Annotated in this window: 14 protein-coding genes and 1 pseudogene; 12 read left to right on the top strand and 3 right to left on the bottom strand. The window is 72.0% G+C overall.

The window, feature by feature from the left end; genetic code table 11:
- The first annotated feature begins 581 nt into the window (after positions 1-581).
- Entirely contained in the window at positions 582-2000 is a 1419-nt protein-coding gene (locus ACZ63H_RS03515; RefSeq protein ID WP_469861708.1) for a glycoside hydrolase family 43 protein, read from the top strand.
- 177 nt (positions 2001-2177) lie between these two features.
- Here the strand turns inward: ACZ63H_RS03515 and ACZ63H_RS03510 are convergent.
- Positions 2178-2544, bottom strand: a pseudogene (locus tag ACZ63H_RS03510) (VOC family protein); the annotation flags it as partial.
- Positions 2545-2821: 277 nt separating this feature from the next.
- On the opposite strand from ACZ63H_RS03510, the gene ACZ63H_RS03505 reads away from it, so the two are divergent.
- A complete protein-coding gene (locus ACZ63H_RS03505; RefSeq protein ID WP_469861706.1) occupies positions 2822-3928 on the top strand; it encodes an RICIN domain-containing protein in 1107 nt (368 codons plus the stop codon).
- Between the two features lie 98 nt (positions 3929-4026).
- On the opposite strand, the gene ACZ63H_RS03500 is transcribed toward ACZ63H_RS03505, so the two are convergent.
- Together ACZ63H_RS03500 and ACZ63H_RS03495 are read right to left on the bottom strand one after the other, a co-directional pair.
- Positions 4027-4662, bottom strand: coding sequence for a hypothetical protein (locus ACZ63H_RS03500; RefSeq protein WP_469861704.1), 636 nt, complete (start codon positions 4660-4662; stop codon positions 4027-4029).
- 32 nt (positions 4663-4694) lie between these two features.
- Positions 4695-5678, bottom strand: a complete 984-nt coding sequence (locus tag ACZ63H_RS03495) for a TauD/TfdA family dioxygenase (protein WP_469861702.1) — start codon at positions 5676-5678, stop codon at positions 4695-4697.
- A gap of 447 nt (positions 5679-6125) precedes the next feature.
- Between ACZ63H_RS03495 and ACZ63H_RS03490 the strand changes: the two genes are divergently transcribed.
- The 10 genes from ACZ63H_RS03490 to ACZ63H_RS03445 are packed head-to-tail and all read left to right on the top strand — an operon-like array spanning position 6126 to position 18875.
- Positions 6126-7226 (top strand): nucleotidyltransferase domain-containing protein, encoded by a 1101-nt coding sequence (locus ACZ63H_RS03490; protein WP_469861700.1) that lies wholly within the window; start codon positions 6126-6128, stop codon positions 7224-7226.
- A gap of 56 nt (positions 7227-7282) precedes the next feature.
- Positions 7283-8767: a radical SAM protein gene (locus tag ACZ63H_RS03485; RefSeq protein WP_469861698.1), complete on the top strand. Its 1485-nt coding sequence runs from the start codon at positions 7283-7285 to the stop codon at positions 8765-8767.
- 14 nt (positions 8768-8781) lie between these two features.
- Complete coding sequence (locus ACZ63H_RS03480; protein WP_469861696.1) at positions 8782-10254, top strand: B12-binding domain-containing radical SAM protein; 1473 nt, start codon at positions 8782-8784, stop codon at positions 10252-10254.
- On the top strand, positions 10251-11573 hold the full coding sequence (locus tag ACZ63H_RS03475) for a histidine phosphatase family protein (RefSeq protein WP_469861694.1): 1323 nt from the start codon (positions 10251-10253) through the stop codon (positions 11571-11573). Before ACZ63H_RS03480 ends, ACZ63H_RS03475 begins: the two co-directional genes overlap by 4 nt.
- The gene (locus ACZ63H_RS03470; protein WP_469861692.1) at positions 11570-12022 is read left to right on the top strand and encodes a CYTH domain-containing protein; all 453 of its coding nucleotides are present in this window, start codon (positions 11570-11572) and stop codon (positions 12020-12022) included. The genes ACZ63H_RS03475 and ACZ63H_RS03470 overlap by 4 nt, the downstream gene beginning before the upstream one ends.
- A complete protein-coding gene (locus tag ACZ63H_RS03465) occupies positions 12019-12810 on the top strand; it encodes a nucleoside-diphosphate kinase (RefSeq protein ID WP_469861691.1) in 792 nt (263 codons plus the stop codon). Before ACZ63H_RS03470 ends, ACZ63H_RS03465 begins: the two co-directional genes overlap by 4 nt.
- Positions 12807-14189 (top strand): SGNH/GDSL hydrolase family protein, encoded by a 1383-nt coding sequence (locus ACZ63H_RS03460; protein WP_469861689.1) that lies wholly within the window; start codon positions 12807-12809, stop codon positions 14187-14189. The genes ACZ63H_RS03465 and ACZ63H_RS03460 overlap by 4 nt, the downstream gene beginning before the upstream one ends.
- A complete protein-coding gene (locus ACZ63H_RS03455; protein WP_469861687.1) occupies positions 14180-15883 on the top strand; it encodes an ATP-binding cassette domain-containing protein in 1704 nt (567 codons plus the stop codon). Before ACZ63H_RS03460 ends, ACZ63H_RS03455 begins: the two co-directional genes overlap by 10 nt.
- Positions 15880-17607, top strand: a complete 1728-nt coding sequence (locus ACZ63H_RS03450; RefSeq protein ID WP_469861685.1) for an ATP-binding cassette domain-containing protein — start codon at positions 15880-15882, stop codon at positions 17605-17607. The genes ACZ63H_RS03455 and ACZ63H_RS03450 overlap by 4 nt, the downstream gene beginning before the upstream one ends.
- Positions 17604-18875: a condensation domain-containing protein gene (locus tag ACZ63H_RS03445; RefSeq protein WP_469861683.1), complete on the top strand. Its 1272-nt coding sequence runs from the start codon at positions 17604-17606 to the stop codon at positions 18873-18875. The genes ACZ63H_RS03450 and ACZ63H_RS03445 overlap by 4 nt, the downstream gene beginning before the upstream one ends.

Raw genomic sequence — 18875 nt, 5'->3', positions numbered from 1 at the left:
GTCGGGCCGGCGTGGCTGCCCACTGTGGGTACCGGCGACTCGGCCGCGGCGTCTTTCCGCCGGCGCCGACGGCCGCCTGACGTACGGACAGAGCGGCGTGCAGGGGGATCTCTTGCGGTGCGCGCGTTGACGGGCCTCACAAGCGCGCGGGGATACCACGCGACCCGCTCGACTCCGCACGTTCGACATACCGAATGTTGATTGATATAGCGAGCACCCTGGATGATAGAGGGCCGGCGGAGCTCGTCAAGTCTCCTCGCATGCTCCACAACGAGCCTCGAAATGGGCGGTGTTGACATGCCCGGAGGTCTCTCTAGTATCCGTGAGGTGCCGACTTTCCGAATGCTGTTCGAAATTGCGAACCTCTGGCATTGATATGTCACGGGCCTGACATTTTGATCCGCGTCCCTGGCGCATCACCCGCTCGTGGCGTGGTGTCCTCCCGGGAAGGAGCCTTGGTGTTCAGACGATCAGGTGGGCGGCTGTTCCGTGTTCGCCACGCCGTCGGCGGACGGTTCGGTGGCGGTGGGCCTGTGCCCGGCCGACGCCAAGCCGTCCGGAAACGTCCTGAGGAGGCCACGATGCCACTCCCCGTTCGAGGGTCGTCCGCCGTCGGCACGAGGCTCGGCCGGGCAGTTGCCCGGACCGCGGCCCTTCTGCTGGTGTTCGCCGTCGTCCCCGCCGCGGTGCGGCCCACGGCGGCCAGGGCCGACAACCCCATCGTGCAGCACATCTACACCGCGGATCCGGCCCCGCTGGTCCATGACGGACGGGTCTACCTCTACACCGGACACGACGAGGACGGTTCCACCTACTACACCATGAAGGACTGGCGTGTGTGGTCCTCCGCCGACATGGTCAACTGGACCGATCACGGCTCACCGCTCAGTCTGGCCACCTTCAGTTGGGCGTCCGCCGACGCCTGGGCGGGCCAGGCCGTGCAGCGCAACGGCCGGTTCTACTGGTACGTGCCGGTGAAGAACCGGGCCACCGGCCGGATGGCCATCGGCGTGGCGGTGTCGGACAGTCCCACCGGCCCGTTCCGGGACGCCCTCGGCCACCCGCTGGTGGAGAACGGCGAGATCGACCCGACCGTCTTCATCGACGACGACGGGCAGGCCTATCTGTACTGGGGCAACCCGAACCTGTGGTACGTCAAGCTGAACGCCGACATGACCTCCTATTCGGGCAGCCCCACCAGGATCCCGCTCACCACCGCGGGGTTCGGCACCCGTACCGGCGATACCGACCGTCCCACGCTGTACGAGGAGGGGCCCTGGGTCTACAAGCGGAACGGTCTGTACTACCTGGTGTTCGCGGCCAGGTGCTGCTCGGAGTTCATCGCCTACTCCACGGCGCCCGGTCCGACGGGTCCCTGGACCTACCGTGGAACGGTCATGCCCACACAGGGCAGCAGCTTCACCAACCACCCCGGGATCGTGGACTTCAAGGGCGGTTCCTATTTCTTCTACCACAACGGCGCGTTGTCGGGCGGCGGCGGCTTCACCCGCTCGGTCGCGGTGGAGCGGTTCTCCTACAACGCCGACGGCACGATCCCGACGATCGGCATGACGAACGCCGGCGCACCGCAGGTCGGCACGCTCAACCCGTACGTACGCCAGGAGGCCGAGACGATCGCCTGGGGATCCGGCATCGAGACGGAACCGGCCGGCGAGGGAGGAATGGATGTCGGCTGGATCGACAACGGCGACTACATCAAGGTCAAGGGCGTGGCCTTCGGGGCGGGTGCTTCCTCCTTCACCGCGCGTGTGGCCTCGGGCAGCGGCGGCGGCACCGTCGAACTGCGGCTGGGCTCTGCGAGCGGAACGGTCGTGGGCCGGTGCGGCGTGCCCCCCACCGGGGGCTGGCAGACCTGGACATCGGTGACGTGCCCGGTCAGCGGTGCCACGGGCACCCAGGACCTCTACCTCCGGTTCACCGGCGGCAGCGGCTACCTGCTGAACGTCAACTGGTGGCAGTTCACCCCTGCCACGCCCTGACCTGGCATCGGGCGATGCCCGAACACGCGATCACGCGGAACCTGAACGTCGACTCCACGCTCTGCCGCGCCCACCCGCATGCGGCCGGGGCCCGGAACCGGGGCGACCCGCGGAAGACACCTCCCCGGCGGCCTGTCCACCGAGTCCGTTGATCACGGCTGGGGCACTCGCGCGGTGGTTGGACCAGTCGCGACTGGACAGCACCGGCAAGTAGCCGTCGGGGTCCCGGAACGTCATGCCCCAGGTGCCCCAGTACGGATTTATGGGCGGGCACTCTCTTCCCGCCGTGCCGTTCGAGCTGCTCCACGAGAGAGTCGGACACCGGTTCGCCGAGGTAAACGACCAGCAGGTCTTCAGCGGTCGGCCGTGGGTCCAAGGGAGCGGCAGGATCGTGCACGAGTTCGAGATGCCAGCCGGCCCCGGGCCAGCCGACCATCAGGAGCGAACTCCGACCCGGGCCGCCGTCCGCTGCATGCCGATACAGGACATCGAGGCCGAGACCCGAAACCCAAGCGACCGGGCGGCATCGGGCGCTGGTCCTGATCCCGGTCGCCGAGAACTCAACCGGCGTGCCACGGCGCGGATCCCGACGACCTCCACCCGGCCCGCTTCCGCACCGGACTCACCGCGCCGGCAGACCTGGTCAACCCGGCCCGGGTGGTGCGGCGTCCCGTCGGAGCGGGGATCGCGGCCTGGGCGGCGTCGGTGGGCGGTGCTTCCACGGCGCTCCGGGACCACCGGGACGACGACACGTCCCGCTGCTGCGGTTGCCCGGCGAGGGGCTTACTGTGGAAATACGGGTCTCGGGAGGACGCCGGGTCTTGCTGCCCGGCGCGGCGAAAGGCTCCGCGATGCCAGCAGCATGGTCCTCTTCGGCCAGGTGTGTGACGCGTAGGGCGGCTCTCGGTGCCGGCGCCGCGGCGCTCGCCTGCGGCATCCAGCTCGCCCCTTTCACGCCGGGTCCGGCCGGGGCCGCTCCGGCCGCCCACACCGCCCAGCACTGGAGCGACGAGGTCGTCAACGGGATGGCGTACCAACTGGTGCCCAAGCACAACGCCGGCAATCCGGTCGTGGACATCGCCGGCGGACACAACGCCATCCAGTTCCCGCTCAACGGCGGGAAGAACCAGATGTTCGTCGTCAGCCGGATGCACAAGCACGTCGTCTTGCTGAAATCGGCCGAGGACCCCCGACGCTGCCTGGGGGCCGGGCACGCGGGTTCCCAAGTGCACCTCGTGGACTGCACCGAGGGCAATGACCGGAACCGGGCCGCCATCTGGGAGCTCGAACCGCACGGCGACGGAACGTTCAGCATCCGCCACTACCACACCAGCCAGGTGATGGACGTCGAGCGTGGCAGCACACACCAGGGTGCGAGGATCCTGTTGCATGGCGAGCACCACGCGGACAACCAGCGGTTCTACATCAAACGGGCGCTGAGCAGGCCCCACCTGTGGGTCGGCTGTTCCATCGGCAAATTCGGGACCGCGGGCAAGACGTGGTGGCGCACCCTGAGCGTACGCGCGCCGCGGAACGAATACCGGCTGGCCGACGGCACCAAACTGGTCGTCGGCTACACCAAGCAGGACCATGTCGTCGGGTGGGTACCACCAGGCGCCCACGCCGGCCTGTGGGGTGCGGGCAACTCCGGTCAGAGCTGGACGCAGCCGGGCTGGGGCATCTCCGTCGACCCGTACCACACGGGTTACATCAACTCGGAGAACGGCTGGATCGACTTCCGCAACGGCGGCAAAGAGGCTCCGAACCGCCCCAACAGCTCCATGCTGCCGAGCGAATCGAATGTCAACCACTACGCCTACTATGTTGATCAAAGCGGACGTGTCGGTCCCGTCGCACACGCGCGGTTCCGTGATCACCTCGTCCAGTGCACCGAGGACATCCCCACCAACGGACCACGCCTCGAGTAGTGGGGAGCAGGCCGCTCGACCACCGTTCCGGGCGCGGTCGGAAAGAGTTCGTCGGCCTTGCCGCGTCCCGCACGAGTGTCCGATCGGTCGGGAAGCGCTCAGTGGCCGGCCGCGTCTCGGACAGAGGTCAGTTCCGTGGCGAGCCGGACCGCTTGCCGGGTGGTGAACTGCGCTTCCGGCCGTTCGGCGGGGCTTTCGGCGGACGCGCCGCGTTTGCGTTCCGACAAGGCGGCGTGGTCCCGGTCGAGGCGCACCGCGTGGTCGCTGGTGGCGGGGCCGCGCAGCAGCAAGGAGAGAGTCCCGGGTACCGCGGTGGCGGCGTGCACGTGATCGGCGCGCAGGACGTACAGGCTCCCCGTCGCCTCGGTCCTGACGTGCAAGGGGCGTACCGGTCCCGCCGCCAGCCGGTCGGTCACCTCGTCGACCGTCCCGTAGAGGTGATGTTCGTAGGAGCCCCGCAGGATCGTGGAGGCGAAGGACCAGCGGTGGTTGTGCGGTCTGGCGTGGGGGTCGGTGCGGCCGCCGAGCCAGTGCTGCAGCCGGAGGCGGACGCCGTTGCCGGGATCGTCGTAGACGGTGAGGCGGTTGCCCCAGGGGCGGACTTCGGACAGGCTCAGGAGCCGGTCGTCCCGGCACGCCGCGGCGAGGAGTCCGTTCAGCGTGTCGAAGTCGCGCAGCAGCAGCAACGCGGAACGCAGCGCCGTCTCCACGTGCGTCGGGTCGGCCCAGTCCACGGCGGAAAGGGCCCTCCACGCAGCCGTGGCGCTCATGTCGCCGGCAGGTGGTACTGGCGGGCGATCCCGGCCGCGTAACCGGGAGTCAGCGCACGGCCCTCCGGCAGGGTGAGCCACAACCGCAGCAGATGGCGCTGTTCATCGGGGGCCGTGCCGTCGACGAAGGCGTCGCGGGCGTGCAGAACCGCGTGGTTGTTGATGAACTGGGCGTCGCCGACACGGAAGTCCATGGTCAGCGCGACACCGTCCTCGGCGGCGATCCGGTCCACCAGCTCCATGACCTCGGTCTGGGCGGGACTCGGCGGCGGTGGGCCGTCGGCCGTCGGCTCCTGGAGGTATTCGGGCCTGCCCGCGGATGCCGCGCGCCTGCGCCAGGACGGGCGCCGGCGGAAGGAGAGCTTGCCGTCCGCCCAGGAGACATGGGAGGCGGGGTAGTAGGGGAGGACGTCGCCGTCGGCCTCATCGCGGTTGTTCATCCACAGCGGTTCGGCCAGTGCGCCGACGAGGTCCGGGCGACGGCGCAGGATCTCGTTGAAGACCAGCGCGGAACTGGCGATGCGCGAGGTTCCGCCCGACCGGGACTTGGCCAGGCAGAGCAGGGAGACCACATCGCACCAGTCCGTGTGGAAGGGGAGCTCCACCGAGGTCTGGTAGGCGAACCTGTCCGGGCCGGGTGCTCCGTCCTCCTTGACATCGGCCAGGTAGAGCGCGCGCTTGTCCTGCGGTGTCGGGATGCCCACGGCCAGCCCCAGCGCCCAGTACAGCACCGCCGAGCGACGCGTGGGCAGGTCCGCCACCGGGAGGCCGCGGACCAGCAGTACCCCGGGGCCGTCCTCCAGCGTCCGGCGCCACAGCCGCGCCTTCTCCTTGATGCGGGGCAGGCGCAAGGCGGCGGGGTCGACGAGATGCAGCGGGCCGTCCACATCGGGTAATCGCTCCAGCTCGGCCAGGTCGTGCCCGTCCAGTTCCACCAGCCATCGCTCCGGTGCGGCGGTCAGGTCGGCTCCCCGCCACACCGCGGGACCGTTCAACGGGACGCGGGGGAGGGCTTCCGTAAAAACTTGCTGAGACAAGGTTTCACTCCGTCAAGGCGTGGGCAGCGCCGAAAAATTTACCCGGCATTTACTGCTTGCAGTGTGCATCCAGCAATGCAAGCAGGGACATTCCAGCCGGTCAAGACCGCCCGGCTTTTATTAACGCAGTGTTTCTGGTTCATGTACCGGCAATCGGCAGGGTTGACCCCTCTTCCGGGCGGGTGTCAGACTTCCACAAGCGTACGGCCCCCGTTCGGGTTGTCGAACAGCCGGGCATCGACCTGGTTCACCGTCGGGTTCGCGACCTGTTTCCGCTTTTACTCGACGGGCTTGCGTGAAAACTGCGCCCGCCCTCGTTGTCCTGCCGTTGCCGACGTGCGAAAACCCTGGGAAGGTGTTCTCCGTATGCGGGGCGAATTATCTCTCTTATTGGCTCTCGCCAGGCTGGTCCTCGACGAAAGGACGCTGGCGGACTGCCGGGCGCTGCTCACCGAGGACGCCCGGAGGTTCGACTGGGGTTATTTCATCGACCGGGCCGCGCGGCACCGCCTGCTTCCCCTGGTCGGCAGGCACATCACCCGGCACCGGCTCTTCCACGGCGAACCCGGGATGCCCGTCATCCCGTACCACTGGGTCTACGAGGCGGCCTATCTCGCCACCCGGGACCGCGCGGCAGTCCTGGCGGAAGAATACGGGGCGGTCATCGGCGCCTTGGCCACGCAGGGGCCGCCCTTCGCGGTCCGCAAGGGGCCGACGGTCGCCCGTCTCTACGGCGACCCCGGGCTGCGCCGCTCCAACGACCTGGACCTGCTGATCGACCGGGCCGATCTGCCGGCCCTGGTGGACGTCCTGGTGGGTCTGGGATACCGGCAGGGCTGGCCCGACGAGACCGGCACCCGGCTGCTGGACTACCGCCGCACCACCCGGATGTTCTGGCAGGTGAACCTCCCCAACGCGTTGCCGCTGGTCAAGCTGGCGAACCGGGAATTGGTCGAGAGCTACCGCCTGGACATCTGCTTCGACATCTTCCCGGCGCGCTCGGGGGATGGTCGCCCGACGAAAGAAATGCTGGCGAACTCCGTTCCGTTTCCCATGTTCGGCCGAACGGGCCCGGCTCTCGGCCCGGCCGACCGTTTCATTGATCTGTGCACCCACCTGCACAAGGAGTCCACCAGTCTGTACTACATCGAGAACGGCTCCGATCTCGAATTGCTGAAGTTTCATGATGTCGCCCTCGCGGCACTTTCGGTCACGGACGAAAACCAGTGGCCGGCAGTCCGCGCGGCCGCGTTCCGCTACGGCGCCGAGCGCAGCGTCTATTACGCTCTCCATCACGTGTCGTTGCTCTACCCGGAGGCCGTGCCCTCCGTCGAACTGGCCCATTTCCGGCCGGCGGAGACCGCCTATCTGGACGAGTACGGGACCTTCGACGGCAAGCCCGGCCCGTGGACGGCGCCGTTCCTGGACCGTCTCTTCGACGTCTCACGCCAGGACCGGGTGGCGGCCACCTCCTCCATTCCTCTCACCTGACCCCCCAAGGCTCGCAGCCGGCCCGCGGCCCCCACCAGCCCAGCCCGAGGAGCATCATGCCCACCCCCACCCCTGCGTCCGCACCCGTTTCCGTGCCGCTCGGCGTGCGTCCACGGCTGGACGCGACCGCATCGGCGTCCCCCGTCGAGCACACCGATGTCGTGGTCCGGCACGAATTCTGCGGCCCGCTGCTGTGGAGCGACAGGAGGCACGCGTTCTTCCTGTCGCGCGACAGCGCGGACAACCAGGCCGTCACCGAAGCGGTGCGCCGGCACGTCGAGGGCCTCGACTGGACGATCGGACTGTCATCCCGGCTCATCGGGGACCTGCGGGAACTCGGCTTCGACGGCAGTCTGCGGGAGATCCGCTCACCCTACCGGGACCGGCTCAGCGGGCCACTGGAGATCTACTTCGACTACACCTGGCTGTGCAACCTGGCCCGGCACAAGTGCGGCCAGGACTCCTTCTGCTACGCCGCCGAGTTCCTGGGCCCCACCACACTGCGTGAGCAGCGGGTCCGCGAGGTCATGGCGGAACTCGCCCAGTGGGGCGTGATGCGCGTCCACCTGGCGGGCGGCGAGCCCACGATCAACAAGCGGGCCCTGGCCAACTACCTGGACTCGGCCACCGAGAACGGCCTGTACACCTCGATGGCGACCAACGGCCTGCTGATCGACGACGCCGTACTCGACATCATCTTCCGCAACCGGCTGAAGTCCGTGAGTTTCAGCATCGACGGCGCGTCCGAGGCGACCCACGGTGCCGTCCGTGGCGCCGGGCTGTTCGACCGCACCGTGGCCGCGGTGCGCAGGACCGTCGCCCGCCGGGACGAGACCGGTTCGTCCACCCGGGTGTGCATCAAGCCCACCTACGAACCCACCACACCCAGGTCCGAACTGGAGGCCCTGGTCCTGCTGGGCATCGAACTCGGCGCCGACGTCGTCAAGTTCGCCAACCCGGAGCGCTGCCTGCACCACGAGGAGGGCTTCTACGCACAGCAGGTGGACGCCTATTACGACACGATCGAGTTCATCTCGGAACTCCAGCGCCGGTATGGCGATCGCATCGGCATCACCAACGTCTCCAACCCCATGGCGGGGTGCGGAGACATCGGCATACCGGGGCTCACCGGCTGCATCGGCGGGCAGGAACTCATCGCGCTCAACCCCGACGGCAGCGTCACCCCCTGCCTGATGCACCCGCGCAAACTGGGCAACATCGACTCCGAGTTCACCGGATTACGCGACTTCTGGAACGGCTCGGGCCAACTGGAGGACTTCCGCCGGGAACTGAGCAAGCCCGCCGGCTGCACGGACTGCGACCTGCACAACTCCTGCCGCTCGGGATCGACGACCCGGCGCATCGTACAGATAGGGCGCTTCGACCCCGAGCGGACCACGGGCGAGTTCGGCGCCGTCAAGGACCCGCTGTGCACGAGGGACTACCTGTCCCGCCATCCGGAGAAGGCCCTGCCCGCCCCCACGACGGCCCCGGACGAGCTCTCCTCGTTCCGTGAGATCGCCGTGCGGCACTCGCTGTGACGGGGGGCGAGGGCATGAGGGTGGCGATCGTCAGCTATTTCGACTCACTGCGCTTCGACGAGTACCCGATCACCCACTCGCTGGGGGCGATGCGGCTGGGCGCCTACCTGCGCACCGCTCATCCCGAGTGGGAGGTACGGCTGCGCGCGTTCGACGAGCGAGGCTACCGCGCGTCCGAGGCGGCGGCGGCCCTGCTCGCCGAGGGCTTCGACGTGGTCGGGGTGCCCGCGTATCTCTGGACCCTGGAACGGGCCAGGCAGCTCACCGAGCGGCTCTGCGCCGCCGCCGACGCCCCGTTGGTGGTGTGCGGCGGCCCGGAGACCCGGGCGATGGACTACTCCCGATGGCCGCAGGACACCGTCCACGTCATGGGCCAGGGCGAGGAATCCCTGCTCTGGCTCTGCGAACGCCGGGCGGCGGACCCCGCGTTCGCCGGCCGGGCCCTCGAGGCGGACTGCGCACAGCCGGTGTACTCGGCGACCCGGGACCGCATCCGCGCCTATCGGTACGCCGTACCCGACCGAGGCGACCGCAGCCTCCCGCGGGGTGTCGCCCTGTTCTCCTCCGAGTTCGACGCCATGCTCGACGGCGACCCGCTCGACACGGACTTCGCCTGGTACGAGACGGCGCGCGGGTGCATCTACGACTGCTCGTTCTGCGGGCACAACACGCTGCCGTTCTTCGCCACCTTCGACACCGACTTCGTGCGCACCGAGATCCGGAACATGCGCGAGCGCGGGATCCGCCGGCTCTTCCTGATCGACCCCATCCTCGGCGGCAAGGCGGCACGGGGCAAGGAAGTCCTGCGCGCCTTCCGCGATCTCGCCCCCGAGATCGCCCTCACCGCTTACATGCGCCCGGAGTTCCTCGACGACGAGTTCGTGGAGCTGCTGGTGGAGTCCAACATCCATGAGCTGCTGATGGGCCTGCAGACCACCAACCCCAACGTGCCCAAGCACGTGCGCGGCAACCACTTCGAGAAGATCATGCGGTTCGTGCCGCACCTGGCCGCGCGCGGGGTGCCGTGGCGGGCCGAGCTGATCGTGGGCCTGCCCGGCGACGACATGGACGGGCTGCGCGAATCGCTGCGGTTCACCATCGACGAGCTGCGTCCCTGGTCGGTGCACTCGTACCACCTCACGGCGATCCCCGAGACCAAGCTCTTCGAGCTGCTCGACCGAACCGAGGACGACATCTGGATCAAGGCGGACGACCGGCTGCGCGTGGTGTCGGCCAGCAGCTTCGACGAGCGCGAGCTGCGCGACATGCTGGTGTACGCGGGCGGCATCACCTCCCGCCACTCCCATCTGCGTGAGCGGGACGGCACCGCCCCCGGCTTCGACGTCCTCGACCGGGACGTGCGCGCCGCGCTGGCCGACCCGGCGAACGGCCGGTCGGCGGCGGCTGCCTTCATCACCATGGGGCACGCGGCCGGCCACCAGGTGTGGCAGGAGCACTCCGGCGCACCGTTGGGCGCGGGCGCGTGAGCGGCGTGCTCGTGCTGCGTCGGCACGCCGAGTCCCTCGCCAACGCCGCCCGGCGCATCCAGGGCCGGCGTGCCGACGGTGACCTCACCGCCGCCGGGCGGGCCGAGGCACGCGCCTGGGCCGGCCGGCTGGCACCGGGTTCGGCCGACGTGCTGTGGAGCAGCGACGCCGTGCGCGCACAGGTGACCGCGGGCATCGTCGCGGACCGGCTGGGGCTCCCCGTGCGGGTCAACCCGGTTCTGGCCGAAGTGGGCGCCGGGATCCTGGAGGGCCTCTCCCACGCCGAGGCCCGGGCCGGCCATCCCCTGGCGCACCGGGTCTGGCTGGCGCGGGGCGACCTCGACGCCGTCCCCGGTGCCGAGCCGGGGGAGCGGGTACAGGCGCGGGCGGTGGCGTTCCTCGCCCTGGTCGGCGGCCTGGGCGGACGCCATCTCGCCGTCACCCACGCGGCGTTCCTGCGCTGCCTGGTCAACACCGCCGCGCGCCGGGACCGTACCCTCCCGGTCGCCGTCGGCCACGGCGACACGCACGAACTGGTGGATCCGTGGCAGCGGCTCGGTCCGGTACCGCTGGGACAGCCGTGGCGGCCCGACGTGCACGCCGTGGACACGGGCCCCGGTGGCCGGTACGTGACCAAGCGCGTCAGGACCGGCGAACCGGACCGCTACCTGCGGATCCAACAGGCGGCCGGGGCGCCCGTCCTGGCCGCCGCCCCCGGCCCGGACGACGCGGTCGTGGTGCTGCGTCACCTGCCCGGTGCCCCGGTGCCGCACCGCGTCGCTCCCGCGACGGAGTGGCGACTGCTGGCGCACTATCGCGCCGTCAGCGCGCGGATCGCCGCCAACGTGACGGGTGAGCTGCGCGCCGGCCTGCCCCGGTTGGCGGACCGGGTCGCGCGGGTGCTGGCCGGGCCGGACACCGAGGCGGCGGCCGCCCTGCGGGCGCTCACCGCCGACTCCCGGGTCACGCGCCTGCTGGCCGAGCAGGCGGCGGTGGCCGACTTCGACCTGCACCGCGACAACACGCTCAGCGACGGCGGCCGACTGTACAAGATCGACTTCGACGGGCTGTGCCTGGGGCCCGACGGCTGGGCCGAGGCATGCTCCCTGGTGGGCGCGAGTGCCCTCTACCCGGCGGGCGGCGCCGGGCGCCGCCCGCACGACGGGACCGGCGGCCGTCTGCGCGTCCTGGTGCTGGTCCGGCTGCTGCTGGGCCTCGCCCACTTCCTCACCGGCCCCCGGGCCACCGCCTCCGTCGGGCACTACACACGGCTCTACCGCGACGCCGTGGCCGACTGGACGGCAGGAGCCGTCGCATGAGGGCGCGGCTGGAGGTGGAGCGCCGGTTCCTGGTCCGCGACCACTCGGTCGTGCGGGGCAGCGAAGGCATCGAGATCGTCCAGGCCTATGTGTTCACCGACGAGCGCACCGTAGTGCGCGTGGGCCGCCGGCACGGGGCCTGGCGGCTCACCGTCAAGGACAGCGGCAGCGGCCTGGTGCGCCGCGAACACCACACCGCGCTGCCCGAGGAGTTCGGCATGGCCCTGTTCACCGCCCCGTCCGTCCGTCGCTCGGTCAAGCGCCGCCACCGGATCCCGTACGCCGGCCGTGTGTGGCTGGTCGACGTGCACCATGGCGGGCCGGTGCTCGCCGAGGTCGAGCTCCTGGCGGCCGACGAAGCGCTGGCCGTGCCCGCGTGGTGCGGCGCGGAGGTCACCGGCGACCCGGCGTACGCCGACCACGCACTGGCACGGGAGCCGGCGGAATGAGCGCACAGCGGTCGTTGCTGCTCTTCAAACCGGACGCGGTGGCACACGGCATGGTCGAACAGGGCATCGCGGACCTGCGCGCGGCCGGGCTGCGGGTCGCGACCCGGCGCCGCCTCGAGCTGACCGAGGCCCACCTGGCCGGCCTGTACTTCCGGATCCTGCCCGACGAACGGGCCCTCACCGCAGGGCTGCTGCGCCGCTACCTGGTCGGCCGGACGGTCGAGGCGGCGGTGGTCGAGGGGCCGGACGCACTGGCCCGGCTGCTGGAGTACAAGTCCGCCACCCGTGCCCGGCTCGGCGGATTCATCTACGGCAACTTCGTGCACTGCCCCGACAGCCTCGACGAGGCGGAGCGGCAGATCGAGGTCCTCACCGGGGACGGTGCCGGCCCCGGCTTCCGCCCCACGGGCACGCGGTGGCGCGGTTGGCCGGTGGCCGACTGCGAACGGGCCCTGGAAGCAGTGTGGGCCGACGTGCCCGGCCGCGGACTGACCCGGCCCGCGCGCTGGTCGCCCTGGGCCCGGGCCGCGGGCCTGCGGATCACCGTCCCCAGCCGCTGGGTGATCGCCTTCGACGACATCGCGGTCTTCCTCGCTCGCCTGCTCCACACCGACGACCCGGGTTTCGGCGTACGGGCCACCCTGGCCGCCCTGTACGACCCGGGCGGACTCGCCACGCCGGCCGCCGGGCGGGAGGCCGCGAGGATCGCCCGCAGCGTGCGGGAGTTCGGGCTGCTGGCCACGGGGCCCGACCGGCACCGCGCGCACACCACGGAGGAGGTCCGATGACCACGGCACTCCTGTGCCCGGGCTGGCCGCGCGGTCTCGACGCCGCCGTGCGAAGGGTCCGCGCCGCGGGCCGGGAGCCGGGACCGCTGGTGCTGCCCGCCGAACTGGCCGGCCGATGGCGGGAGCAGAACCCCGGCGCCCGTGCCGTCCTCGGCGTGCCCTGGACCGAACTGGACAGCGGCGCGCTGTCGGTGCGGTCGGTCTACCGCATCCGCGCCGCGGGCGTCACCGGGGTCGCCGCGTTCCGCGCGGACGGCAACCGGCTCGACCAGGCCGCGGCCGTACGGGCCGCCGCCCGTACCGGAGCCCGGGAGCTGCTGCTGCCGGACGGGCGGCGCATGGGACGGGGCGCGCTGCTGGGCGCGCTGCTCGGCCGGAACGTACCCGCGGCACCGGAGCCACCGGAACTGTTCGACCCGGTGACCGGCCGTGCCCTGCCGCGTGGTGGCGCCTTCGCGGGCGTGGACGCCCTCGGCACACTCGACGTCAGCCCGCTGGGATTCCTGCGCATCCCGGGCATGGCCGAACCGGCCTCCCTGGAACCCGGGCAACGGCATCGAATCGTGCTGCTCGGCGGCAGCGTGCTCTACGGGCTCGGGCAACCCGACAACTCGCGCACCATCCCCGCGGCGGTGCACCGGCACCTGTCCGACAGCGAGGTCCTCTGTTTCGCCGCTCCCGGCGAGTGGTCACGCGGCGAGTCCGCGCTGCTCCTCTACCGGCTGCGGTACTGCCGGCCCGACGTGGCCGTCAGCCTCTCCGGCTGGAACGACTTCAACAACCTCTTCGCCATGAGCCTGGTGAACGGGCCCGGAGCGGCGATGCTGAACTGGACCTTCCACGACCACCAGCACTTCCTGCGGGTGCATGCCCCACGGGAGGGCCGGGACGTCGGGGTGCCGTTCGCCCGCAAACCGTCCGTCACCCGCGGACTGCCTCTCGACTCGCTGTCCTTCCCCGCCTCCGGCCCGGAACTGCGCGCCGGCCTGTGGCTGGAGAACCAGGCGCTGATGGCGGCCGCCTGCGCCCGGGACGGCATCCGCTACGTCTGCGCGCTGCAGCCCCACTCCCTGCTGCACCCGGCCCTGGGCGAGGAGTTCACCCGCAGGTGGGTGCGGCGTCACTACGACCACCCCTTCACCGACCGTGCCACCGTCTTCGACGACTACGCCGAGACGATCGACATCGTGTACCGCACCTACCGGGACGGACTGAAGCAACTCGCGGCGCGCTTCCCGGCCGCTGTCTTCCTGGACCTGTCCACGGCGTTCACCGAGGAGACGGAGCCATGCCTGATCGACGGGGTGCACCCGACCGCCCACGGAGCGGCTCTGCTCGGCCGTGCCCTGGCCGACGCCATCGGCCGCCCGTGCCGGTAGGGATCGCGGGCGTCGGCGCCGGCCGGCTCGGCACCGCCCTGACGGCCGCACACGCCGTCGGCGCGCTCGTCCCCGCCGCGCTGGCCGTGGCCACCGGTGGGGTGGTCGCCGCCGCCCGCTCCGGAGACGACGCCGCGGCCCTGGCCGGACCGCTGCTGTCCGTAGGCGTGCTGTTGATCCTCGACACCGTCGCCGAGACGGCCGCACAGGCCGTCGGCGCCGCCTGCGCCCGGCGTATCGACCGCGGCCTGCGCCGCCTGGTCCGCACCCTGCTGACGACCCCCGCCACCACCGCTCACCTCGACGACGTGGCCGTACTCGGCGACGCGACGCTGATCGGCGCCCCCGGTGGACTCGGCCGGGTGCGCACCGGGGGGAGCGCCGCCGTGGCCCGGGTGGCCCTGCTCGCCCGCGCGGGCGGCGCGGTGGCCTGCGCGGTGGTCGTCGCACGGATCTCGCCCTGGCTCGGCGCCGGTCTCCTCACCGCCGCGTTCGCCATGCGCGAGGCCGCCCGCCGCGACTGGCTCCGGGTACTGCGTGCCCAGACCGCCTCCGCCCCGGCCGCCCGCGAGGCCGACTACCTGCTCGGGCTGACGCTGGAGCCCGAACCGGCCGCCGAGGTAAGGCTGCTGGGGCTCGGCCGCTGGCTCGTCCGGCGACGCGCCCGTATCGCGGGCGGCGGGCTCGCCGGCGTGCTGACCCTGCGGCACGCGCTGTACCGCCGCCAGGCATGGCTGCTGGCGGTCGCGCTCGGCGCCGCGTTCGCCGCCTACGCGGTACCCGGCCTGGCCGCGCCCCAGGCCGGAGCACTGGCCACGTCGGTAGTCGCGGGAACCGGTGTGTTCCGCATCGCCTACCCCGGGCCGGAGGCCTTCGACATCGACCACGGCCGCGACGTACGAGCCGCGGCGGACCGCCTGCGCACCGCGGTGGGACGGCCCCCGTCGGGCCGCCGGGCCCCCGCCGCGCCACTGATCCGGTTCGAGGGCGTCGGTTTCGCCCACCGTGGCCACGCGCCGGTCCTCGCCGGACTGGACCTCGAAATCCGTCCCGGTGAGGTGATCGGTCTGGTCGGCGTGAACGGCGCGGGCAAGACGACACTGCTGACCCTGCTGGCCGGCCTGCGCCGGCCCACGACGGGACGGATCACCGCCGACGGCGTGGACATCACCCTGCTCGACCCCCGTTCCTGGCGAGAGCGGATCGGCCTGGTCTTCCAGGACTTCGCCCGCTACCCGCTCACCGTCGCCGAGAACGTCAGCCCCGCTCACCCCGATCTCGCGGAGGCGGCGCTGGCGGCCGCCGGCGCGACGCTGGGGCACACCCCCGACACCCCGCTGCTGGCGGGCCGCGCCAACCTGTCCGGCGGCCAGTGGCAGCAACTCGCCCTGGCCAGGGCCATCGCCGCGGCGCGCGGCGGGTGCGACCTGATCGCGCTCGACGAGCCCACGGCGCACCTGGACGTCCGTGCGGAGGCCGCGTTCTTCGACCGTGTCGTCACCGCGCTGCCCGGGACCACCCTGCTGCTGGTGAGCCACCGGATCGCCACCCTGCGCCGCGCGGACCGCATCGTCGTGCTCGACGGCGGCCGGGTCGCCGAGTCCGGTCCGCACGCGACACTGCTGGCCGCGGGCGGCCTGTACGCCGAGCTCTTCCGCACCCAGGCCGCTCGCTTCGCCGGGGAGGCAGCGTGACCCGCCTCACCACCGCCGGCCGGGTGCTGGCCACCTCCTACCGTCTCGATCCCCGCACCACCTGCCTGACCGCGGCGCTGATCCTGCTCCAGGCGGCCGTCCTGCCGCTGACCGGGCTCGCGCAACGGGCGCTCCTGCGCGCCATCACCCCGGGGCAGGTGCTCGCCGCCGCGGCACTGGGCTCGCTGGGCTACGCCATCCTGGCCGTCGGACTCCGTCAGGCGCACAACTTCCGGGTCGATCTGACCCACCGCACGACCATCGAGCTCGGCGCCGAAATGATGGCGCTGGCCACCGCCGTCCCCGCGATCGACGATCTCGACGACCCCGCCGTCCTGGACCGGCTGCACCTGCTGCGCACCGAGACCGAAGCCCTGGCCTCGGTGTGCTGGGTGTGGCTGGAGACGGCCGCCGCCGTGGTCGGTGTCGCCCTCTCCGTGTGGCTGCTCGCCGGGGTGCACCCGCTGCTGGCCCTGCTGGCACCGGCCGCGCTGCCGCCGCTGTGGCTCGGGGTGCGTGGCGCCCGCCTGGTACGGCGGTCGGTCGCGGACACCACCGCCGACCGGCGGGTCGAGGACGCCCTGCACGCGCTGTTCCTCGACCGGTCCGCCGCACGCGACATCGCGGTCTCCGGTATCGCCGACCTGCTCGACGCCCGTGCCGACACCCTGGCCGCCCAAGTGCACCGACGCCGCGACAGGGCCGAAGCGGCCGCCGCGCTCCTGCGTTGCGCGGGCTGGACGGGATTCTCCGTGCTGTTCGCCGCGGGACTGGCCGTCGCCGCCGGCACCGGCTCACCGGGGGACGTCCTGCTCGTCGCCGGTCTCGGAATCGGCCTGCGGACCCAGGCGGCGGGGGTCGTGGACGGTCTGCGCGGACTTGCCGCCGCGGGAAACGTGGTCCGCCACTACGCGTGGCTGCGCGCGGCGCGCACCGCACGGCCCGACGGACCACGGCCCCCGGAGCGGCTCGGTCATGGGATCACCCTCGAAGGAGTCGGCGTGGACCGCGGGCGCCACCGGGTGCTGAACGGGGTGAGTCTGCACCTGCCGGCGGGCTCGGTGGTCGCACTGGTCGGGGAGAACGGCGCGGGCAAGACGACTTTGGTCGACGTGCTGAGCGGGCTGCGCACCCCCGGCGCGGGCCGGGTGCTCGTCGACGGTGTCCCGCTCACCGCGCTGACCGGCTTCGAGGCCCGGGTCGCCGCGGTCCGCCAGGAGTACGCCACCTTCGATTTCACGCTCCGGGAGAACGTGGGCATCGGTCACCCGCCCTGGCTGCCCGACGAGTCCCGCGTCCAAGGCGCCCTGGCCGTGGCCGGTGCCCGGTCACTGGCCGGCGCCCTTCCGCAGGGCCTCGACACCCGGCTCGGGGCGGGCGGCAGCGGGCTGTCCCGGGGACAGTGGCAGCGGCTCGCCCTGGCCCGCGCCGCCATCCGCCCCGCCCCGTTGCTGCTGGTGCTGGACGAGCCCAGCGCCGCGCTCGACCCGCGTGCCGAACACGACCTGCTCGACCGTTTCACCTCGTACGCCAAGGAGGCCGGCGCCCTTCACGGCACGGTCACCGTCCTGGTGTCCCACCGCCTGGCCACCGTCCGCGACGCGGACCTCGTCGTCGTCCTCGCCCACGGCACCGTCGCCGAACAGGGCACTCACAGCGAACTCATGGCCGCGGGCGGCCGCTACGCCCACCTCTACACGGCCCAGGCAAGGGGGTACCGGTGACCAGGCTCAACTGGCCACAGCTCGACTGGCACGCGGGATGGCGCATCGGTCAGCACCCGACGCTCGCCCACGTCGACCCGCACGAGTACAACATGGCCACCGCCGCCCCGGCGCCCGCGGGCACCACCCTCCGGCAGGCCCGCGCCGCCGTCACCGAACTGGTCACCCGGCACTCCGCCCTGCGCTCCCGGTTCACCGAGGACGCCACCCAGCAGGTGCTCCCCGTGACCACCGCCGACGTCGACCGCATCACCCTCGCCGCCCCCGAGGACGAGGCGCGGACGGTGTTCCGGCAGTGGCTGACCACCGATTTCGTCCTCGCCGACGGCTGGGCGGTGCGGGTGGTCCTGGGCTGCGCCCACGGCACGGTCCGCAGCGTCGGAGTCGTCGCGGACCACCTCGTCGTCGACGGATGGGGGGTGCGGGTGCTCTGCGACGACCTGGTGCGGCTGCTGCGCGGCGAGCGGCTGCCCGCCGAGGTCGCCCAGCCGCGGGACGTGGTCGCTTGGGAGGACTCGCCCGCGGGCCGCAGGCACCTCGGTACCGCACTCGCCGGATGGCGAGCGCACCTGACGGCGCTGCGTGACCACGCCCCGGCACCGGTGGCCGCCGGCGCCCCCGCCTTCTCCGCCTGTTTCACCGAGTCCACCGCACTGGGCCGCGCCGCCGAGGCGGCGGCCGCCGGACACGGTGTCCCGGTGTCCGCGGTGTTCGCCGCCGCGTACGGTTCCGCACTGTGCGACCTCACCGGGGAAACCGTCGCCGGGCTGCAGGCCCACGTGGCGAACCGGCACGGCGCCGCCCAGCGCCGGGCCGCGGCGTGCCTGTTCCTGCGCGCCCCGATGCTGGTCCACCGCGACGACGCGCCCGCCGTGCTCGTGCCCCGGCTGCTGCGCGGCGCGGTGACCGCCAACGCCGACCGGCTGCGCGTGGAAGACCTGCGGGAGGAACTGCTGCCCGCCCACCCGAGCCCGGTCACCACCGCCGCCTGGTTCAACTACCAGGAACGGCTGACCCCCGCCGAACCGCCGCCCCTGCTGCCCGCACCCCTCGCGGCCCCGCCCGACGGGACCATCCACCCCGACCGCGACCGGCGGCGGGGCAGGCCGTTCGTCCTCAAGGTCTACCGCTACCACGACCGCGCGCTCCTGCACCTGCTCTGGCAGGACGGGATCGCCACCCGGGCCTTCGCCCACGACCTGCTGCACACACTCACCGACCGTGTCTCCCACCTCGCCGCCGCGGCGGCGTCCCCCACCGGAGGATGA

The organism is Streptomyces sp. NPDC104831 (assembly GCF_055583025.1).
The sequence above is the reverse complement of the archived record's forward strand: the minus strand, read 5'-3'. Positions and strand labels throughout refer to the sequence as shown.